The organism is Streptomyces halobius, from assembly GCF_023277745.1.
Lineage (GTDB): Bacteria > Actinomycetota > Actinomycetes > Streptomycetales > Streptomycetaceae > Streptomyces > Streptomyces halobius.
Genome location: NZ_CP086322.1, coordinates 7,218,864 through 7,235,607 on the forward strand (window position 1 = coordinate 7,218,864; position 16,744 = coordinate 7,235,607).

Consider the following 16,744-nt stretch of genomic DNA (forward strand, 5'->3'; position numbering starts at 1 on the left):
CACCAACGGCTCCTGCCCCGGTCCACCCCGTCGCGGGGTACCCCGCGCGCCGTGGCCCGTCGACCGGTACGCGATAGTGGTACGCGTGAGTGCCGCACCCCAGCCCCGTACCGACGCCGAGCGCCCCGACCAGGCCGCCGCACCCCGCGGCGCCAGGCGCAGCCTCGCCTTCGCGCTGCTGGCCGGTGCGGCCGGCGCCGGCCTCGCGCTGCTCGCCGCCGGCCGCACCTGGGCCGAGGGCACCGCGGTCCTCGCCCAGGGCGCGCTGCCGCGCAGCGTGACCGGCGGCGATGTGACGGGTGTGCCCGGCGCGCTCGCCGTCGTCGGCCTGGCCGCGCTGGTCGCCGTCTTCGCGGTACGCCGGGCCGGCCGGATCGCGGTCGCCGCGCTGCTCGCGCTCAGCGGCCTGGGCATCATCGTCGCCGCGGTGCTCGGCAACGCCGACACCTCGGCGCTGCGCGAGAAGGCACAGGCCGCGGTCGGTCTGTCCGGCACCGATGTGCATCACGTCACGCACACCGTCTGGCCCTGGGTGGCCGTGGCCGGTGGCGTGCTGCTGCTGATCGCCGGACTGCTCGCACTGCTCCATGGCCGTCACTGGCCTGCTATGTCGGGCAAATACGAGCGCACGCCGGGCGGCGCCCGTGGCCCGCGGCGTGCCGCGGCCCCGCCGGACCTGGACCGCCCGGAGGAGATCTGGAAGTCCCTGGACCGCGGTGAGGACCCGACCCGGTAATCGGGCCGCCCCCGGCATCGGTGACAATGGTCGACGAGGATCAAGCGCGCGGACCCCGGCGCGAGAGAGCAACGAGGAGCACTCATGTCGAGCAGTGGCCACGGACACACCCCCGCCGCCTGGACCGGCGTCATCATCTCGTTCATCGGTTTCTGTGTCGCCGGTGTCTTCACCGTGATGGCGAATGTGCCCGGTTTCTGGGCCGGCGTCGTCCTGATCGGACTCGGTGCCGTGGTCGGTGGCCTGATGCGCGCGGCCGGCATGGGCCAGTCCCCGAAGCGCTCCGTGCAGCCCCGCCCCCAGGCGAAGGCCCAACTGCAGGAGGGCTGACCCCCGCCCCGGCGGCGCCACGCCCCGCACCACCCGGCACCCCTGACGAAGGCGCCGCTTCCCGGCCGTACGCACCCGTGGTGCGTGCCTGTCCGCCATCCGTGACCACCCCGCACGGCGGCCGGGAAGCGGCGCCGATTGTGTGTACGTAGCCTGTAGGGCGGCCAGCCCAGGCGCCTGACGCGCGTCCCTGGCCGATACGGCGGACCAGCCCAGGCGCCGTTGCGCGTGGCTGGCCCGTACGGCCCCCACCAGAGGTGCCCCAGCGCGTACCGCAGCACAATCGGCAACGTGACCGACCCCGCGGCCCAGTCCCGGCCGACAGCCCGGCCCGATGCCCCGCAGGTGGCCCCCCTTCGTCGGCTGGCGGCGCCCCTTGGCACGCTCGCCGCCGTCACCGCCGCCTTCGCCTACGTGGGCGCCGTCGACCCCAACGAGCCCGGTCATTACCCCGTCTGCCCGCTGCTGCACCTCACCGGCATCTACTGCCCGGCCTGCGGCGGCCTGCGCAGCGCACACGCCATCGCGCACGGCGACCTCGGTGCGGCACTGGGCGCCAATGCCCTGGCGGTGGCCGGCTACGCCGCCTTCGCGTTGTTCTGGCTCGTCTGGCTGGGCCGGGCAGCGCGCGGACTCCGTACGGCGGGCCCGCAGCCACGCACCGTCCACTGGTGGACGGTGGCCGGCCTGCTGCTGGCCTTCACGGTCGTCCGCAACCTCCCCTTCGGCACCGTCCTGAGCCCATGACCGGCAGAGGACGGCGACTCATCGGGCGTCCCCCACCTCTCCGCCCGCCACCGTACAAACCCCCACCAACTGTGGAGAAGTCCAGGTGGTGGGACCGCGGTCAACCGGATGCGAGACCTGTGCCCCATGACGGATACCATCGGAGTGCCTGCTGGGACGGCCTTTCGCCCCATGGGCCACTGTCCACCTCCACCGTTCTAGAAGGAGGCCGCTCGCGTGAGTGTGCTCGACGAGATCATCGACGGAGTCCGCGCCGACCTCGCCGAGCGGCAGGCACGCGTCAGCCTCGACGAGCTCAAGGAGCGTGCCCAGAAGGCACGCCCGGCCAGGGACGGCGTGGCGGCCCTCAAGGGCGAGAACGTCACGGTGATCTGCGAGGTGAAGCGCTCCAGCCCGTCCAAGGGCGCGCTGGCCGCGATCGCCGACCCCGCCGGGCTCGCCGCCGACTACGAGGCGGGCGGCGCGGCGTGCATCTCCGTGCTCACCGAGCAGCGCCGGTTCGGCGGCTCGCTGGCCGACCTGGAGGCGGTGCGCGCCCGGGTCGACATCCCCGTCCTGCGCAAGGACTTCATCGTCACCGCCTACCAGCTGTGGGAGGCCCGTGCCTACGGCGCCGATCTGGTGCTGCTGATCGTCGCCGCGCTGGAGCAGGAGGCGCTGGTCTCGCTGATCGAGCGGGCCGAGTCGATCGGGCTGACGCCGCTGGTCGAGGTGCATGACGAGGAGGAGGTCGCGCGGGCCGTGGACGCCGGCGCGCGGATCATCGGCGTCAACGCCCGCAATCTGAAGACCCTGGAGGTCGACCGGGGCAACTTCGCCCGGGTCGCCCCCGAGATCCCGGACCATATCGTCAAGATCGCCGAGTCCGGGGTGCGCGGTCCGCACGATCTGATCGCCTACGCCAACGACGGCGCGGACACCGTCCTCGTCGGCGAATCCCTGGTCACCGGCAAGGACCCCAAGACCGCGGTCGCCGACCTGGTCGCCGCGGGGTCCCACCCGGCGATCCGCCACGGCCGGTCCTGAGCGCCGGAACGGAACCCACCGACATGACCGCCACCGACGCCAGGCTCCGCCGCCCGGCCGCCCGGGGACCACACCCGGGCCCGGCCGGTGCGCGCGCCGCGTCGGGGGCCGTCCGCGTCCCGTGTCCGGCACTGGTCCGCGGTTTCCCGCCCGTCTCCCACCACCGCCCCGAGCCGAGGCGCTGCGCGCTGCCCCCATGGCATCGTGGCTGCCGGGCCCCCGCGCGTCGGGTGCACGGACGCCGGGTCAGGTACCACATCGGCTCCGAGCCGGGACAGATCAACGGCATGCGATGGCGACCGGAGCACGCGCGCTGACGCCTCGCCGACGCACCACTGACGTTCCGTCCCCACGCCGGACCGGCCACCGCCCGTCTCCACGCCGGCGGCGCCGTCCCCGGGCCGTGGCAGCGACTCCGCGCGGCGCGCGACGCATACCGTGATCCTCCATCCCGACATAACCGGACTTCCGGGGCGACTTCCGTCCCGGCCTAGGAGTGCGTCAGATGTCCTCCGAATTCTTCGTTCCCGACCCCGAGGGACGCGTGCCGAGCCCCACGGGCTATTTCGGCGCCTTCGGCGGCAAGTTCATCCCCGAGGCGCTGGTCGCCGCGGTCGACGAGGTAGCCGCCGAGTACGAGAAGGCCAAGGCGGACCCCGCGTTCGCGGCCGAGCTCGACGAACTGCTGGTCAACTACACCGGGCGCCCCAGCGCGCTCACCGAGGTGCCCCGGTTCGCCGAACAGGCGGGCGGTGCCCGGGTGTTCCTCAAGCGCGAGGACCTCAACCACACCGGTTCCCACAAGATCAACAACGTGCTGGGTCAGGCGCTGCTCACCAAGCGGATGGGCAAGACCCGGGTCATCGCGGAGACCGGCGCCGGCCAGCACGGCGTCGCCACCGCCACCGCCTGCGCCCTGTTCGGCCTCGAATGCACCATCTACATGGGCGAGATCGACACCCGGCGCCAGGCGCTCAACGTCGCCCGGATGCGGATGCTCGGCGCCGAGGTCATCGCCGTGAAGTCCGGCAGCCGGACCCTCAAGGACGCCATCAACGAGGCGTTCCGGGACTGGGTCGCCAACGTCGACCGCACCCACTACCTCTTCGGCACCGTCGCCGGGCCGCACCCCTTCCCGGCGCTGGTCCGTGACTTCCACCGGGTGATCGGCGTCGAGGCCCGGCGGCAGATCCTGGAGCGCGCGGGGCGTCTGCCGGACGCCGCCCTCGCCTGCGTCGGCGGCGGCTCCAACGCCATCGGCCTGTTCCACGCCTTCCTCGGGGACGACTCCGTCCGCCTGATCGGCTGCGAGCCGGGCGGGCACGGCGTCGAGACCGGCGAGCACGCCGCCACCCTCACCGAGGGCAGCCCCGGCATCCTGCACGGCTCGCGCAGCTACGTCCTCCAGGACGAGGACGGCCAGATCACCGAGCCGTACTCGATCTCGGCCGGCCTGGACTACCCCGGCATCGGCCCGGAACACGCCTACCTCAAGGACACCGGCCGCGCCGAGTACCGCGCGGTCACCGATGACGCCGCGATGCAGGCGCTGCGGCTGCTGTCGCGGACCGAGGGCGTCATCCCGGCGATCGAGAGCGCGCACGCGCTGGCCGGCGCGCTGGAGCTGGGCCGCGAGCTGGGCCCGGAGGGCCTGCTGCTGGTGAACCTCTCCGGCCGCGGCGACAAGGACATGGACACCGCCGCCCGCTACTTCGGGCTGTACGACGACAGGGACGGCGCGGATGTCAACGGCGCGGTCCAGCCCACGGGCGAGGGGGAGAAGTGATGGCGGGCAATCTGGAACTGCTGAATTCCGTGCTGGCCCAGGCCCGTGCGGAGAACCGTGCCGCGCTCGTCGGCTACCTCCCGGCCGGTTTCCCGACCGTGGACGGCGGCGTCGAGGCGATGGTGTCGATGCTGGACGGCGGCTGCGACATCGTCGAGGTGGGGCTGCCGCACAGCGACCCGGTCCTGGACGGCCCGGTGATCCAGACCGCCGACGACATCGCGTTGCGCGGCGGGGTGAAGATCGTCGATGTGATCCGTACGGTCCGCGAGGTGCACACCGCCACCGGGGCGCCGGTGCTGTGCATGACGTACTGGAACCCCGTCGACCGCTACGGCGTCGAGCGGTTCGCGGCCGATCTGGCCGAGGCGGGCGGCGCCGGCTGCATCCTGCCCGACCTGCCGGTCGAGGAGTCGGAGGTGTGGCGCAAGGCCGCCGAACAGCACGGACTGGCCACCGTCTTCGTGGTCGCGCCGAGCAGCCGGGACGAGCGGCTCGCCAAGATCACCGCGGCCGGCAGCGGCTTTGTCTACGCCGCGTCGCTGATGGGGGTCACCGGCACCCGTGAGTCGGTCGGCCGGGAGGCGCAGGACCTGGTGACCCGTACCCGCGCCATCACCGACTTGCCGGTGTGCGTGGGGCTCGGTGTCTCCAACGCCGAACAGGCCGCCGAGGTGGCCCGGTTCGCGGACGGCGTGATCGTCGGCTCGGCGTTCGTCAAACGGCTGCTGGCGGAGGACGACGCGGAGGCCGGGATCGCCGGGGTCCGCGCCCTGGCGGGCCGGCTGGCCGAGGGCGTACGCAGGCGCGCGTAGGCGGGATCCGGCGGCGGCCCGCGCCACGGGCACCGTCCCCGAGAGGGCGATACGGACACCGTCCCTCGAAAGGGCGAACATCGGTGCGGAGGGGTGTGAGGGCACCCCTCCGCTTCGTTGTCCAGGGGCATGAGCCAGAAGAACCATGACGGAAAGAGCAGCGCCCGCGCGCGGCTGCAGGCACAGCGTGAGAAGGAGAAGGCGCGAGCCCGGCGCCGCCGTCAGGCGATCGTCGCCGGGGCGGTGGTCGCGGCGCTGGCGGCCTCCGGCGGCATCGCCGTCCTGGTGGCGTCCGGCGGGGGCGGCGACACCGACAGCAGCGCGAAGGTGGTGGTACCGAAGGAGGCCAGCGGCGGCGACAAACCCGCCGTCCCGGTGGGCGCGGGCGACGCCCCGTCCACCCTCACGGTGTGGGAGGACTTCCGCTGCCCCGCCTGCCAGCAGTTCGAGACCGGCTTCCGGTCGGCGATCAAGGAGCTGGTGGATTCCGGCCAGCTCAAGACCGAGTACCACCTTGTGACGATCATCGACGGCAACATGGGCGGCCAGGGCTCCCGTAACGCCGCCAACGCCGCGCTCTGCGCCCAGGACGCCCGCAAGTTCCGCGAATACCACGACGTACTCTTCGCGCACCAGCCGCCCGAGCAGCAGGACAAGTTCGGCGACAAGCAGTACCTCCTCCAACTCGCGGGCAAGGTCAAGGGATTGGTGACCGACACGTTCACCAAGTGCGTCAACGACGGCACGTACGACGGCTTCGTGGCGAAGTCCAACACCGCCTTCAGCAAGTCCGGATTCAGTGGCACGCCGACCGTGCTGCTCAACGGCAAGGACCTGTCGACGGTGAAGGGCGGGCAGATCACCCCGTCGGAGTTCAAGAAGATGGTGCGGGACGCCAACAAGGGGAAGCAGCCGGGGAAGCCGGCGAGCCCCGCTCCGGGCAAGCCGGGGAGTCCGGAGAAGCCGGAGAAGTCGGGGAACGCCGCTTCGGCGGAGCCGGTGAATCCGGAGCGCCCGGGCAGTCCGGGGGACTCCGCCGCGGTGCCGCCGGGGAATCCGGCCGGGTCGGCCGCGCCCTCCTCGTAGTGCCCTCCTCGTCGACGGACGAGCCGCCCGATGACCCGGATGCGCGGTCTCATGGCATACGGGAGCGGGGTCGTTACTGAGCCGTTGCCGGGCGGGTTGTCGCCGACCGCGCCCGGCACGGTAGCGTCGGTCCTGCCATGGACCTCGCATTCATTCCCAGCCCGTCGACCGGTGTCGTCCATCTCGGCCCGATCCCGCTGCGCGGCTACGCATTCTGCATCATCATCGGCGTCTTCGTCGCCGTCTGGCTCGGCAACAAGCGCTGGATCCAGCGCGGCGGCCGCTCCGGAACCGTCGCGGACATCGCCGTATGGGCCGTGCCCTTCGGGCTCGTCGGCGGACGCCTCTACCACGTCGTCACGACGTACCAGCCGTACTTCGGCAAGGACGGCCACCCGCTCGACGCCCTCAAGGTCTGGGAGGGCGGCCTCGGCATCTGGGGCGCGGTCGCGCTCGGCGCGGTGGGCGCCTGGATCGGCTGCCGCCGGCGCGGTATCCCGCTCCCCGCGTACGCGGACGCGCTGGCGCCCGGCCTGGCCCTGGGGCAGGCGATCGGCCGCTGGGGCAACTGGTTCAACCAGGAGCTCTACGGCCGTGCGACCGATGTGCCGTGGGCGCTGGAGATCAGCTCCGACCCGGCCATCGGACGGGTCGCCGGCACCTACCACCCGACGTTCCTCTACGAGTCCCTGTGGGTCATCGGCGTCGCGGTGGTGGTGATCTGGGCCGACAAGCGCTTCACGATGGGCCACGGCCGGGCCTTCGCGCTCTACGTCGCCGCGTACTGCGCGGGCCGCGCGTGGATCGAGTACATGCGGATCGACACGGCGAACCACATCCTGGGCCTGCGGCTGAACGTCTGGACCTCGATGATCGTCTTCGTGCTGGCCGTCGCCTACCTGGTGATCTCCGCGAAGAAGCGGCCGGGCCGGGAAGCGGTCGTGGAGCCGGCGCAGGTCGCGGTGGCCGAGGGCGCGGCGGCGGCCGGTGACGGCGGTGACGCGGCGGGCAGCGGTGCGTCCACTGCCGACACGTCCTCCGGCGAGAAGGTCTCGGTCGAGAAGGCGGCGGACGCGGAGTCCGGGCCCGACGGCGAGGGCGAGGCCGACGCGAAGCCCGATGCGGAGGCCGAGGCGAAGGCGGCTACCGAGGCTGAGAACAAGTCCGAGGCCAAGACAGAGGCCGAGGAGTCCCCGGGTGCCGGGGACGGCGACGCCGCCGAGGCCGCCGGGAGCGGCAGCACCAAGAAGTCCTGACGACGTACGCCACCGGCTGACGAGCGCCGGGCGGACTCGCCGTGTCGAGCCCGCCCGGCGCTTCGCCGTTCCCGGCCGCGGAGCCCGTTCTCAGCGGCGCCGGTGCGCCAGGGCCAGGACACGCTGCGCCCCGGCGACCACCGCCGCGTCCACGAACCGGCCGTCCGGAAGGGCCTGCGCCCCGGCGTCCGTCGCGGTGGCCTTCATGATCTCCTCCGCCGCCTCGATCTCCTCGGCGACGGGCAGATAGGCCGCCTCGATGACCGGCAGCTGGCGCGGATGGATCGCCGCCCGCCCCAGGAACCCCAGATCCCGGCCGTGGGCGCAGGACCGGGCCAGCCCGTCCAGATCGCGTACGTCCGGGTGGACCGACTGCGGCGGCGGGGCCAGTCCGGCCGCGCGCGCGGCGTTCACGGTCCGGCCGCGCGGCCAGGCCAGCCCCGCCTCGTCCCGCAGCCCCAGCTCCGCCCGGAGATCGGCCTCGCCGAGCGCGATCCCGCGCACCGCCGGGTGGGCGGTGGCGATGGCGAAGGCGTGCTCGACGCCGAGGGCGGATTCGATCAGGGCGTGGAGGGAGGGGAGGGCCGGGAGTCCGGGTGCCGCGGTGGCCCAGTCCGCGGCCCGGTGGATGTCCTGCGGGCCGTGCACCTTGGGCAGCCGCAGCCCGGCGAGGCCCGGCAGCGGGGCGAGGGTGCGGATCTCGGTGCCGGCGAGCGGGCCGTTCAGGGCGTTGACCCGGACGTGTACCGGTACGGGGCCGGGCGCCGGGTCGCTCAGCAGCTCGGCGGTGGCGCGCAGCGCGTGCTCCTTGCGGTCCGGGGCGACCGCGTCCTCCAGGTCGATCACGACGGCATCGGCGCCGCAGCCGAGCGCCCGGGCGACTCTGTCCGGGCGGTCGCCGGGCACATAGAGCCAGGTCAGCGGGGTCGGATCAGGGTCGGCGGGCACGGTCACAGCGCACCCGCCGCACGCAGTTCCGCGATCTCGGGGCCGGTCAGGCCGAGGCCGGCCAGCACCTCGTCGGTGTCCGCACCGTGCGGGCGGCCGGCCCAGCGGATGGCGCCCGGCGTCTCGGAGAGCCGGAAGAGGACGTTCTGCATCCGTACCGTGCCGAGCTCGTCGTCCGGGACATCGGTGAGCGAGCCGAGCGCCCGGTACTGCTCGTCCGCCATCACCTCGCGGATGTCGTAGACCGGTGCGATGGCCGCCTCGGCCTTCTCGAAGGCGGCGAGCACATCGGCCCGGTCGTGGCGGGCGATCCAGCCGCCGACCGCCGCGTCGAGTTCATCGGCGTGCCGGGCCCGCCCGGCGCCGGTCGCGAACCATGGCTCGTCGATCACCTCGGGCCGGCCGACCAGCCGCAGCACCCGTTCGGCGACGGACTGGGCCGAGGCGGAGACGGCGACCCAGGAGCCGTCGGCGGTGCGATAGGTGTTGCGCGGCGCGTTGTTGGCGGAGCGGTTGCCGGTCCGCGGCTGGATATGGCCGAGCTGGTCGTACCAGAGGGGGTGCGGGCCGAGGACGGTCAGCATCGGTTCGATGATCGCCATGTCGACGACCTGGCCCCGTCCGGTGGTGTCCCGGCCGCGCAGGGCGGCCAGTACGGCGTACGACGTGGCGAGCGCGGCGATGGCGTCGGCGAGGCCGAACGGCGGCAGGGTCGGCGGGCCGTCCGGCTCGCCGGTGAGCGCGGCGAACCCGCTCATCGCCTCGGCGAGGGTGCCGAAGCCGGGGCGGCGGGCGTACGGGCCGAACTGCCCGAAGCCGGTGACCCGGGTGAGCACCAGCCGCGGGTTGCCGGCGGAGAGCTCCGGCCAGCCCAGGCCCCATCTCTCCAGGGTCCCGGGCCGGAAGTTCTCGATGACCACATCCGCTTCGGCGGCGAGCCGGAGCAGCACGTCGCGGCCGCCGGGCGTGGACAGATCGAGGGTGATCGTCTTCTTGTTGCGGCCCAGCAGCTTCCACCACAGGCCGATGCCGTCCTTGGCGGGCCCGTGGCCGCGTGACGGGTCGGGCCGGCGCGGATGCTCCACCTTGATCACCTCGGCGCCGAAGTCCCCGAGCAGGGTGGCGGCGAGCGGACCGGCGAACAGGGTGGCGAGGTCGAGCACCCGCAGCCTGGTGAGCGGGCCGGCGGCGGGGGTGTCGGAACGGGGGAGTGCGGATGGGGGTCCCCCCGTGCCCTTGGGGCATGGGGGAGGCTCCGCGGCGGACGGGTCTGCGGACGGGGCGGCGGGGTGTGGGCCGGTCATGGTGCGGATGCCTCCAGGGGGTCGGGGCGGCGGTCGGCGGGAACCAGGGCGGCGGTGCGGGCCGCGAGGGTGTCGAAGCCGATGCCGTCCAGTCCGCCGACCGTGGTGGCGAGCCGGTTGCGCAGCGGCTCCGTCCAGCGGGCGGGGAGCGCGGCGGGGGTGCCGGCGAGCAGTCCGGCGATCGAACCGGCCGTCGCGCCGTTGGAGTCGGTGTCCCAACCGCCGGACACCGCACGGCAGATGGAGCCGCTGAAGTCACCGTCGGCGTGGGTGAGCGCGGCGGCCACCAGCGCGGCGTTCGGCACGGCGTGCACCCAGTGGTGGTGCCCGTAGGCGGTGTGCAGTCGGTCGACGACGGCCGCGAATCCCGCCGCCGTGCCCGTCGGCTCGTCGCGTGCCGCCCTGATGCCGAAGCGGACGGCCCGCGCCAGCCGGGACCGCCCGGGGATCACCGCGAGCCCGGCTCGCAGCGCGCTGCGCACCCCCGCGCTGCGGGCTGCCGCCCTGCCGCCCGCCGCCGTGCCGCCCGCCGCCGTGCCGCCCGCCGCCGTGGCGACGGCGGCCGCCGCGAACATCGCCCCGTACACCCCGTTCGCGGTGTGGCTGAGAGTGGCGTCCCGCCAGGCCGCGGCGGCCGCGGCCACCGGGTCGCCGGGATGGGTCCAGCCGAAGATGTCCGCGCGGATCTGCGCGCCGATCCACTCCCGGAACGGGTTGCGGTGGCGGGCGGTGTGCGGCGGCTCGATGCCGTCGAGGAGATTGCGGTACGCGAGGCGCTCCGCGGTGAACGTCCGGCCGGCCGGCAGCTCGTCCAGCCACAGCCGCGCCACGTCGGCGGTGCGGAAGTCGTGCCCGTGGCGTTCGAGGAGCAGCAGGCCGAGGAGGGGGTAGTTGAGGTCGTCGTCCTCGGGCATCCCGTCGATGTTCTCGGCGAGCGAGGTGGCCCGGCTGCGGCGGTTCCAGGGGTGCCGCGCGGCCACCGCCCGGTCCAGGCCGAGTTCGGTGAACCAGGAGATCAGCGGCCAGTTACCGGTCGAGCGGGCGAGCGCCCGGATGCCGCTGAGCGGCAGCTTCTCGACGGGCTTGCCGAGCAGACAGCCGGCCGCCCGCCCGACCCAGCCGGCCTCCAGCCGGGCGGTCAGCGCGGCCGCGCCGGGGCAGGGGGTGCTACGGAGCGCCGGGCTCGCGGCGTCCTCGCGTGCCGCCTCGATCGCCGCCAGGTCGGTGGGCTCGTCGGCTTCCAACGGGCAGGGCAGCAGGGCGAGTTCGTCGAGCAGCTGCCCGGCGAGTGCGCGCAGCGACGGGTCCGCGGGCGCCGGGGAGGCGCCCGCCCGCCCGGGTGCCGGGGCCCCGCCCGCCGCTCGCCACCGGTGCGCGATCCCGGCGGCGTCCCGGCCGTCCTCGGCCGCCTGCCGCAGCTCGTGCCCGATGAGGTCCTCGGGCTGCACCCAGGTCAGGCGCAGGGGGCGGGGCCGCGCCGACGCGGCGGCGTGTACTGCGGTGGCGGTCACCGCACGCTCCCCGCGATGGCCGCGAAGGCCCGTTCATGCGCGCTGCGGCGGGCCCGGTCGCGGCTGAAGATCTCCCGGGTGACCTTGGCCAGCGCCGCCGCGGGGGCGTGCAGGTCGAGGCGGCTGGCCCGGGCGACCTCCGTGCTCCACTCGTCCGGCACGGCCGACGCCCCGCGCAGCGCGCCGACCAGCGCCCCGCTCATCGTGGCGATCGAATCGCAGTCCCGCCCGTAGTTGACCGACCCGAGGACGGTGGTACGGAAGTCGCCGCCGCCGACGAGCAACATGCCCAGGGCGACCGGGAGTTCCTCGATGGCGTGCAGCCGGGACGGGCGGCGCGCGCCCAGCGACGGGTTGCGGTAGTCCGGGCCCACCGTGTCGAAGGGGATCACGGCCTCCCGCAGCGGCGTCAGCGCGGACTCGAAGTCGCGGTGTGGCGTGGCGGCTTCGCAGACCGCCTCGATCGCGGCGCGGGTGCCGTCCTTGGCGAGCCGGAGCGCGCTGTCGACGACGGAGGCGGGGGTGGCGTCCGGTGCGCACGCGGCGGCCACCGCGGCCGCGAAGACGCCCGCCGCCTCCCGGCCGTACGAGGACTGATGGGCCCCCGCGATGTCCAGCGCCTCCCGGTAGGCCCGGTCCGGATGGGCGGCGTTGACGATGCCGACCGGCGCCATGTACATCGCCGCCCCGCAGTTGACGATGTTGCCGACGCCCGCCTCCCGTGGGTCGGCGTGCCCGTAGTGCAGCCGCGCCACGATCCACTTCTCGGCCAGGAAGATCCGCTGCAGCGGCAGCGCCTCGGTCTCCAGCTCGGGGATCCAGCGGGGGGTGCCGATCAGGTCGGGTACGAGATGGTCGGCGACGTCGTAGGCGTCGAGGTGGTCGCGGACCTTCTCGTAGACCCGGACCAGCGCGTGCGTCATGAGGGTGTCGTCGGTGACATGGCCGTCGCCCTTGTGGTACGGCGCGATCGGGCGTGCGGTGCGCCAGTCGTCGTGGAACGGGCCGACGATGCCGGTGACCCGGCCGCCGTGCCGCGCCACGATCTGCTGCGGGGTCCAGCCCTCGACGGGCCCGCCGAGCGCGTCGCCGACGGCGGCGCCGGCCAGGCACCCGGCGGCCCGGTCCTCCAGGGTCGGTGAGGGGGTGTCCGGCGCGGCCGGGGTGCGGGAGGGGAGCGTCGAGGTCATGTGCGCAGGAGTCCTTCCGATGGGTTGGGGGGCGGGGGAGGAGATGCGTTGGGGGATGGAGGAGGCGTGCCGGCCGGTGGGGGAGAAGAGGCGCCGGCCGGTGGGGGAGCGGTGGCCGGGGCGCCGCCCTCGGCGGCGGGGAGCGGGCGGGGCTCCGGGGCGGTCGGTTCCGTACCGGCGAGCCGGCCCGCCAGTTCGACGAGATCGGTGCCGGCGAGCCGGGGCAGCGCGCAGCCGGAGAGCACCCGGCAGGCGTCGCGCCAGGTCCGGGGCAGGGCGCGGGTGCCGCCGAGCGCGCCGGTCAGCGCCCCGGCCAGGGCGGGCGCGGAGTCGGCGACCCGGGACAGGCAGGCGGCGGCCGGCACCGCCTCGGCGACCAGTCCGTCCGACGCGACGGCGAGGGCCAGCGCGACGGGGACGGTCTCGGCCGCGGCGATGCCGTAGCTGTAGACGTGGTCGACGATCTCGTGCTCCAGCACCGGCACCAGCGCGAAGGCATGGCCCGGACGGCCGGCCCGGCCGGCGGCGGTGCGGGCGAGCCGGACCGCGTGCAGTGCGTTGCGGCGGATCTCGGTGCCCTCGGGGAGCTGCTCCAGCGCGGTGTCCACACAGTCGCCGGCCGTCGCGCCGCCGAACGCGGCCGCCACCGCCGCGGCCATCGCGCGGGCGCCGTACACCCCGTCGCCGTCCTGTGTGTAGCGCGCGTCGTACTCGGCCAGCGAGGCCGCCGCCGACGGGTCGCCCGGGTGCACGACGGCGAGGACGGCGGCCCGTACGCAGGCCGCGTCGTCGAAGAAGTGCGGGTTGTCGTGGCCGGTGGCGGGCGGCCGCAGCCCGGTTGCGAGATTGCCCAGCCCGGCCCGTACGGAGATCCGGGCGCGCAGCGGCAGCACCGCGGACTCCACTTCCGGCGCCCGGTCGGCGGCCGCGGCGACCTCGCTCGCCAGCGCGTTCCAGGCGAGGTCGAGGGCGGCGCGGATCCGGCGGCCCCGGCCGAGGTCCTGCCTCTCCGACCGTTGTGGATCCGCCTGCGGCGTCTGGGGGTACCTCCCGGCGTGAGCCGGGGGAGCGCCGCAACCCGCGGGGGCCGGGGAGGCAGGGCCTCGGTCGCCGAGCTGTGCCCCGGCCGCGGTGAGCACCGATTCGGCGGTGAAGGCGGCCCATTCGGCGTCGTCGGAGGGGCCCAGCCGCAGCGGCTCGGGCGGCTGGTTGAGGGCGATCGGGACGGGCAGCGTCGTGGTGGCGTTCTGCTCGGCGAAGGTGTCCAGCTCGCGGGTCAGCCGCCGGGTCCACTCGGGCATCCGTGCCGCCCGGTGCCGCGCCGCGGGCCATCCGGCGGCGTCACCGGAGGCCAGCCCGAGCAGCAGCCCTTCGATACGGTCACGGGCACGGGCGGCTGCGGCCGGGTCCGCCGCGGCCGCGGGGCAGGGACGTTCGCGGCTCATGCCGAACCCTCGCTCCGCTCGGCCTCGCATTCGCGAGGCGCGCACCTTTCCATGATTCTCCCCCTGGGGGCACCTCCCCGCGGTAGCCGGGGGACTCCGGCCGGGGGGACCCCCATGCCGTGCTCGCTCATCCGCCGACCGCCTCCACCGGCCCCGGCGGGCCCGCCGCACCCGCTTCCCCCGGTGCCAGCAGTTCCGCGATGTCCAGTACGTGGTAGCCCGCCATAGACGGCAGACAGCTGCCGCGGGCCGGGCCGATGGCGGCGCCCCAGGGCTCCGGGATCGCGGCGGCGCCGGCCAGCGCCCCGGCCAGCGCCCCGGCGACCGCCGCCGTGGTGTCGGCGTCCCGGCCCATGTTGACCGCGGTCAGCACCGACCCGGTGAAGTCGCCACGGGCCGCGGCGAACGCCCCGAAGGCGAGGCCGACGGCTTCGGGCGCCAGGTCCGTCCAGGGATAGCCGCCGACGACGACGGCGGAGCGTACCGCGCGTTCGGTGCCGAGCTGGGTGATGCCCGGATCGTGCCGGGAGCGCTGGGCGGCGCCGACCGCACGCCGCAGCGAGCGGGCGGTCCAGGAGTCCTCCGGGACGACGGAGAGCGCGGCGGCGATCACGGTGTTCACCGCGTCGACGATGGGGGTCCTCCCCGGACCGATGGGGGTCCCCCCGGTCGAACCGAGTGGTGACCGGGGGAGGAGTGGAGACCGGGGGACTGTCGGAGGTCCTTGGGGGAGGGCGACCATCGCGGTGGCGACCCCGGCGGCGACCGCCCGGCCGCCGTAGATGCCCTCGCCGTCGTGGCTGACCGTGCCGTCGATGGCGACCAGCCGGGCGGCCTCGGCGGGCCGTCCGGCGGCGAACACCCCGAACGGCGCGGCGCGCATCGCCAGGCCGTCGCTCCAGGCGTGCCGGTGCTGCGCCGAGATGGGGGCGGCGAGGCCGCGGCGCAGATTCTCCAGGGTGCCGCGCTCGCTGAACCCGGCGCCGCGGAACGGCCCCTCGTCGCGGTCCGCGATCCACTGGTGCCAGGCGGTCTCGACATGGGCGACGGTCAGCGCCGAGCCGTGCCTGGCGAGCAGCAGCCCGGAGAAGATCGCGTACTCGGTGTCGTCGGTGCCGGCCGGATCGTCCTCGACATACCCCTCGATCCGGCCCCAGCGGTGCCGGATCTGGGAGGGCTTCATATTCTCCGCGGGTGCCCCGAGCGCGTCACCGACCGCGAGCCCGAGCATCGCGCCCCGGGCCCGGTCGCGGAGCGCGCCGGCGACGGTACCGGGGGCACCGTCGCCACCGCCGTCGGCGGCGGGCCGCGCCGCGCGCTCCGGTGCGCTCATGGTGGGCGCCCTTCTGTCCGTCGGTGTCGGCCGTGTGGTTCGCACCCCCCGCGCCGGTATCCGTCCCACGCCGGGCCCCGCTCTCCCTCCCGGATTCGGCAGGGTCACCCGGTCGACTCCTCCGGGAGGCGTCCGACGTCGCCCCAGGACCCCGCCGAGACGGCGTGTGTCTCAGATCACAGATCATCGTGCTCCGTAAAGCCGCAGGTCAGAGCGGTAAGTACGGCCTTCCTTGCTAGCGCGGAGGGTGAATTCGCGCATAGCTTCGAGGTGTTCCAGGGGGAAGTGCCGTCATCGGCCCACACCTCGCTGAAGGGAGTAGGTCCAGAAATGTCGGTCATGGAGATCATGGACGCCACGGCGCCGACGCATGTCGCCCACCGTGACAACCACACCCACCGCGATGTGAACGGCGGCTGGCTGCGCCCCGCCGTCTTCGGCGCGATGGACGGCCTGGTCTCGAATCTCGCCCTGATGACGGGTGTGGCCGGCGGCTCGCTGCCGCCGCAGGCGATCGTGCTCACCGGTCTCGCGGGGCTGGCCGCCGGCGCCTTCTCCATGGCCGCGGGGGAGTACACCTCGGTCGCCTCGCAACGTGAACTGGTCCTCGCCGAGCTGGCCGTCGAACGGGCCGAGCTGCGCAAGCACCCCAAGGACGAACTGGACGAGCTGGCGGCCCTCTACACGTCCCGTGGCGTGGACCCGAAGCTCGCCCGGCAGGTCGCGGAACAGCTCTCCGAGGACCCCGAGCAGGCGCTGGAAATACACGCCCGCGAGGAATTGGGAATTGACCCGTCCGACCTTCCATCCCCCACTGTCGCCGCCATTTCCTCCTTCGGTTCATTCGCTCTGGGCGCGCTTCTGCCTGTTCTTCCTTACCTGTTGGGCGCGACGGCCATCTGGCCGGCGGTGCTGCTCGCACTGCTCGGACTCTTTGCGTGCGGGGCGGTTGTGGCCCGTGTGACGGCCCGCTCCTGGTGGTTCAGCGGACTGCGCCAACTGGCCCTGGGCGGTGCCGCCGCCGGTGTGACGTATGCCCTGGGAGCGCTCTTCGGAGTCGTCGTAGGGTGATGCGCCATGCGAGTGACCACATAATTAACGTGTTACTCGACGGTTTCGGTTTGTTGACGGCTGGGCATAAGGCCGAAGCGTCGCGGGCAACGTCGCCTGGCGATCGCCGCTTGTGGGATGGCATTGTCCGTCCGCGTCCTTGAATCACCGCCCCGAGCGG

General features: G+C 74.2%; 16 protein-coding genes. 10 read left to right on the forward strand and 6 right to left on the reverse strand.

From position 1 onward, the window contains the following. Positions 1-85 precede the first annotated feature (85 nt). From K9S39_RS32740 to lgt, 9 genes are all read left to right on the forward strand, one after another. Positions 86-736, forward strand: a complete 651-nt coding sequence (locus K9S39_RS32740) for a TIGR02234 family membrane protein (protein WP_248866943.1) — start codon at positions 86-88, stop codon at positions 734-736. An 84-nt stretch (positions 737-820) separates the two neighbouring features. Next, on the forward strand, positions 821-1,066 hold the full coding sequence (locus K9S39_RS32745) for an HGxxPAAW family protein (protein ID WP_248866944.1): 246 nt from the start codon (positions 821-823) through the stop codon (positions 1,064-1,066). 291 nt (positions 1,067-1,357) lie between these two features. After that, entirely contained in the window at positions 1,358-1,813 is a 456-nt protein-coding gene (locus K9S39_RS32750) for a DUF2752 domain-containing protein (RefSeq protein ID WP_406708058.1), read from the forward strand. Positions 1,814-2,029: 216 nt separating this feature from the next. Then, a complete protein-coding gene (gene trpC / locus K9S39_RS32755; RefSeq protein ID WP_248866945.1) occupies positions 2,030-2,839 on the forward strand; it encodes an indole-3-glycerol phosphate synthase TrpC in 810 nt (269 codons plus the stop codon). A gap of 23 nt (positions 2,840-2,862) precedes the next feature. Beyond that, positions 2,863-3,156 (forward strand): tryptophan biosynthesis modulator TrpM, encoded by a 294-nt coding sequence (gene trpM, locus K9S39_RS43145; protein ID WP_406708059.1) that lies wholly within the window; start codon positions 2,863-2,865, stop codon positions 3,154-3,156. Positions 3,157-3,344: 188 nt separating this feature from the next. Next, the gene (trpB, locus tag K9S39_RS32760) at positions 3,345-4,625 is read left to right on the forward strand and encodes a tryptophan synthase subunit beta (protein ID WP_248866946.1); all 1,281 of its coding nucleotides are present in this window, start codon (positions 3,345-3,347) and stop codon (positions 4,623-4,625) included. Then, on the forward strand, positions 4,625-5,440 hold the full coding sequence (trpA, locus tag K9S39_RS32765) for a tryptophan synthase subunit alpha (RefSeq protein ID WP_248866947.1): 816 nt from the start codon (positions 4,625-4,627) through the stop codon (positions 5,438-5,440). The genes trpB and trpA overlap by 1 nt, the downstream gene beginning before the upstream one ends. A 129-nt stretch (positions 5,441-5,569) precedes the next feature. Next, positions 5,570-6,526: a DsbA family protein gene (locus K9S39_RS32770; protein ID WP_248866948.1), complete on the forward strand. Its 957-nt coding sequence runs from the start codon at positions 5,570-5,572 to the stop codon at positions 6,524-6,526. A 137-nt stretch (positions 6,527-6,663) separates the two neighbouring features. Further along, the gene (lgt, locus tag K9S39_RS32775; protein ID WP_248866949.1) at positions 6,664-7,782 is read left to right on the forward strand and encodes a prolipoprotein diacylglyceryl transferase; all 1,119 of its coding nucleotides are present in this window, start codon (positions 6,664-6,666) and stop codon (positions 7,780-7,782) included. Between the two features lie 90 nt (positions 7,783-7,872). On the opposite strand, the gene K9S39_RS32780 is transcribed toward lgt, so the two are convergent. The 6 genes from K9S39_RS32780 to K9S39_RS32805 all read right to left on the reverse strand — a co-directional run bounded on the left by K9S39_RS32780 (position 7,873) and on the right by K9S39_RS32805 (position 15,513). Beyond that, the gene (locus tag K9S39_RS32780) at positions 7,873-8,730 is read right to left on the reverse strand and encodes an HpcH/HpaI aldolase/citrate lyase family protein (RefSeq protein ID WP_248866950.1); all 858 of its coding nucleotides are present in this window, start codon (positions 8,728-8,730) and stop codon (positions 7,873-7,875) included. Positions 8,731-8,732: 2 nt separating this feature from the next. Then, positions 8,733-10,034, reverse strand: coding sequence for a CaiB/BaiF CoA transferase family protein (locus K9S39_RS32785; RefSeq protein WP_248866951.1), 1,302 nt, complete (start codon positions 10,032-10,034; stop codon positions 8,733-8,735). After that, on the reverse strand, positions 10,031-11,545 hold the full coding sequence (locus tag K9S39_RS32790; protein WP_248866952.1) for an ADP-ribosylglycohydrolase family protein: 1,515 nt from the start codon (positions 11,543-11,545) through the stop codon (positions 10,031-10,033). Before K9S39_RS32790 ends, K9S39_RS32785 begins: the two co-directional genes overlap by 4 nt. After that, positions 11,542-12,735, reverse strand: coding sequence for an ADP-ribosylglycohydrolase family protein (locus tag K9S39_RS32795; protein ID WP_248866953.1), 1,194 nt, complete (start codon positions 12,733-12,735; stop codon positions 11,542-11,544). Before K9S39_RS32795 ends, K9S39_RS32790 begins: the two co-directional genes overlap by 4 nt. After that, positions 12,732-14,180 carry an ADP-ribosylglycohydrolase family protein gene (locus K9S39_RS32800; RefSeq protein WP_248866954.1) on the reverse strand — a complete coding sequence of 483 codons (1,449 nt, stop codon included), beginning with the start codon at positions 14,178-14,180 and terminating at the stop codon, positions 12,732-12,734. The genes K9S39_RS32795 and K9S39_RS32800 overlap by 4 nt, the downstream gene beginning before the upstream one ends. Positions 14,181-14,307: 127 nt before the next feature. After that, complete coding sequence (locus tag K9S39_RS32805) at positions 14,308-15,513, reverse strand: ADP-ribosylglycohydrolase family protein (RefSeq protein ID WP_406708060.1); 1,206 nt, start codon at positions 15,511-15,513, stop codon at positions 14,308-14,310. A 339-nt stretch (positions 15,514-15,852) separates the two neighbouring features. Here K9S39_RS32805 and K9S39_RS32810 point away from each other — a divergent pair, with 339 nt between their 5' ends. Continuing rightward, complete coding sequence (locus K9S39_RS32810; RefSeq protein ID WP_248869069.1) at positions 15,853-16,584, forward strand: VIT1/CCC1 transporter family protein; 732 nt, start codon at positions 15,853-15,855, stop codon at positions 16,582-16,584. The last annotated feature ends 160 nt before the right edge of the window (positions 16,585-16,744 follow it).

Bases quoted from the DNA above. Each gene is read 5' to 3' on its own strand.
- K9S39_RS32770 (WP_248866948.1), top strand. From the start codon at position 5,570: ATGAGCCAGAAGAACCATGACGGAAAGAGCAGCGCCCGCGCGCGGCTG.
- K9S39_RS32805 (WP_406708060.1), bottom strand. From the start codon at position 15,513: ATGAGCGCACCGGAGCGCGCGGCGCGGCCCGCCGCCGACGGCGGTGGC.
- trpA (WP_248866947.1), top strand. From the start codon at position 4,625: ATGGCGGGCAATCTGGAACTGCTGAATTCCGTGCTGGCCCAGGCCCGT.
- K9S39_RS32810 (WP_248869069.1), top strand. From the start codon at position 15,853: ATGGAGATCATGGACGCCACGGCGCCGACGCATGTCGCCCACCGTGAC.
- K9S39_RS32795 (WP_248866953.1), bottom strand. From the start codon at position 12,735: ATGACCTCGACGCTCCCCTCCCGCACCCCGGCCGCGCCGGACACCCCC.
- trpM (WP_406708059.1), top strand. From the start codon at position 2,863: ATGACCGCCACCGACGCCAGGCTCCGCCGCCCGGCCGCCCGGGGACCA.
- K9S39_RS32785 (WP_248866951.1), bottom strand. From the start codon at position 10,034: ATGACCGGCCCACACCCCGCCGCCCCGTCCGCAGACCCGTCCGCCGCG.
- K9S39_RS32745 (WP_248866944.1), top strand. From the start codon at position 821: ATGTCGAGCAGTGGCCACGGACACACCCCCGCCGCCTGGACCGGCGTC.
- lgt (WP_248866949.1), top strand. From the start codon at position 6,664: ATGGACCTCGCATTCATTCCCAGCCCGTCGACCGGTGTCGTCCATCTC.
- K9S39_RS32800 (WP_248866954.1), bottom strand. From the start codon at position 14,180: ATGAGCCGCGAACGTCCCTGCCCCGCGGCCGCGGCGGACCCGGCCGCA.
- trpB (WP_248866946.1), top strand. From the start codon at position 3,345: ATGTCCTCCGAATTCTTCGTTCCCGACCCCGAGGGACGCGTGCCGAGC.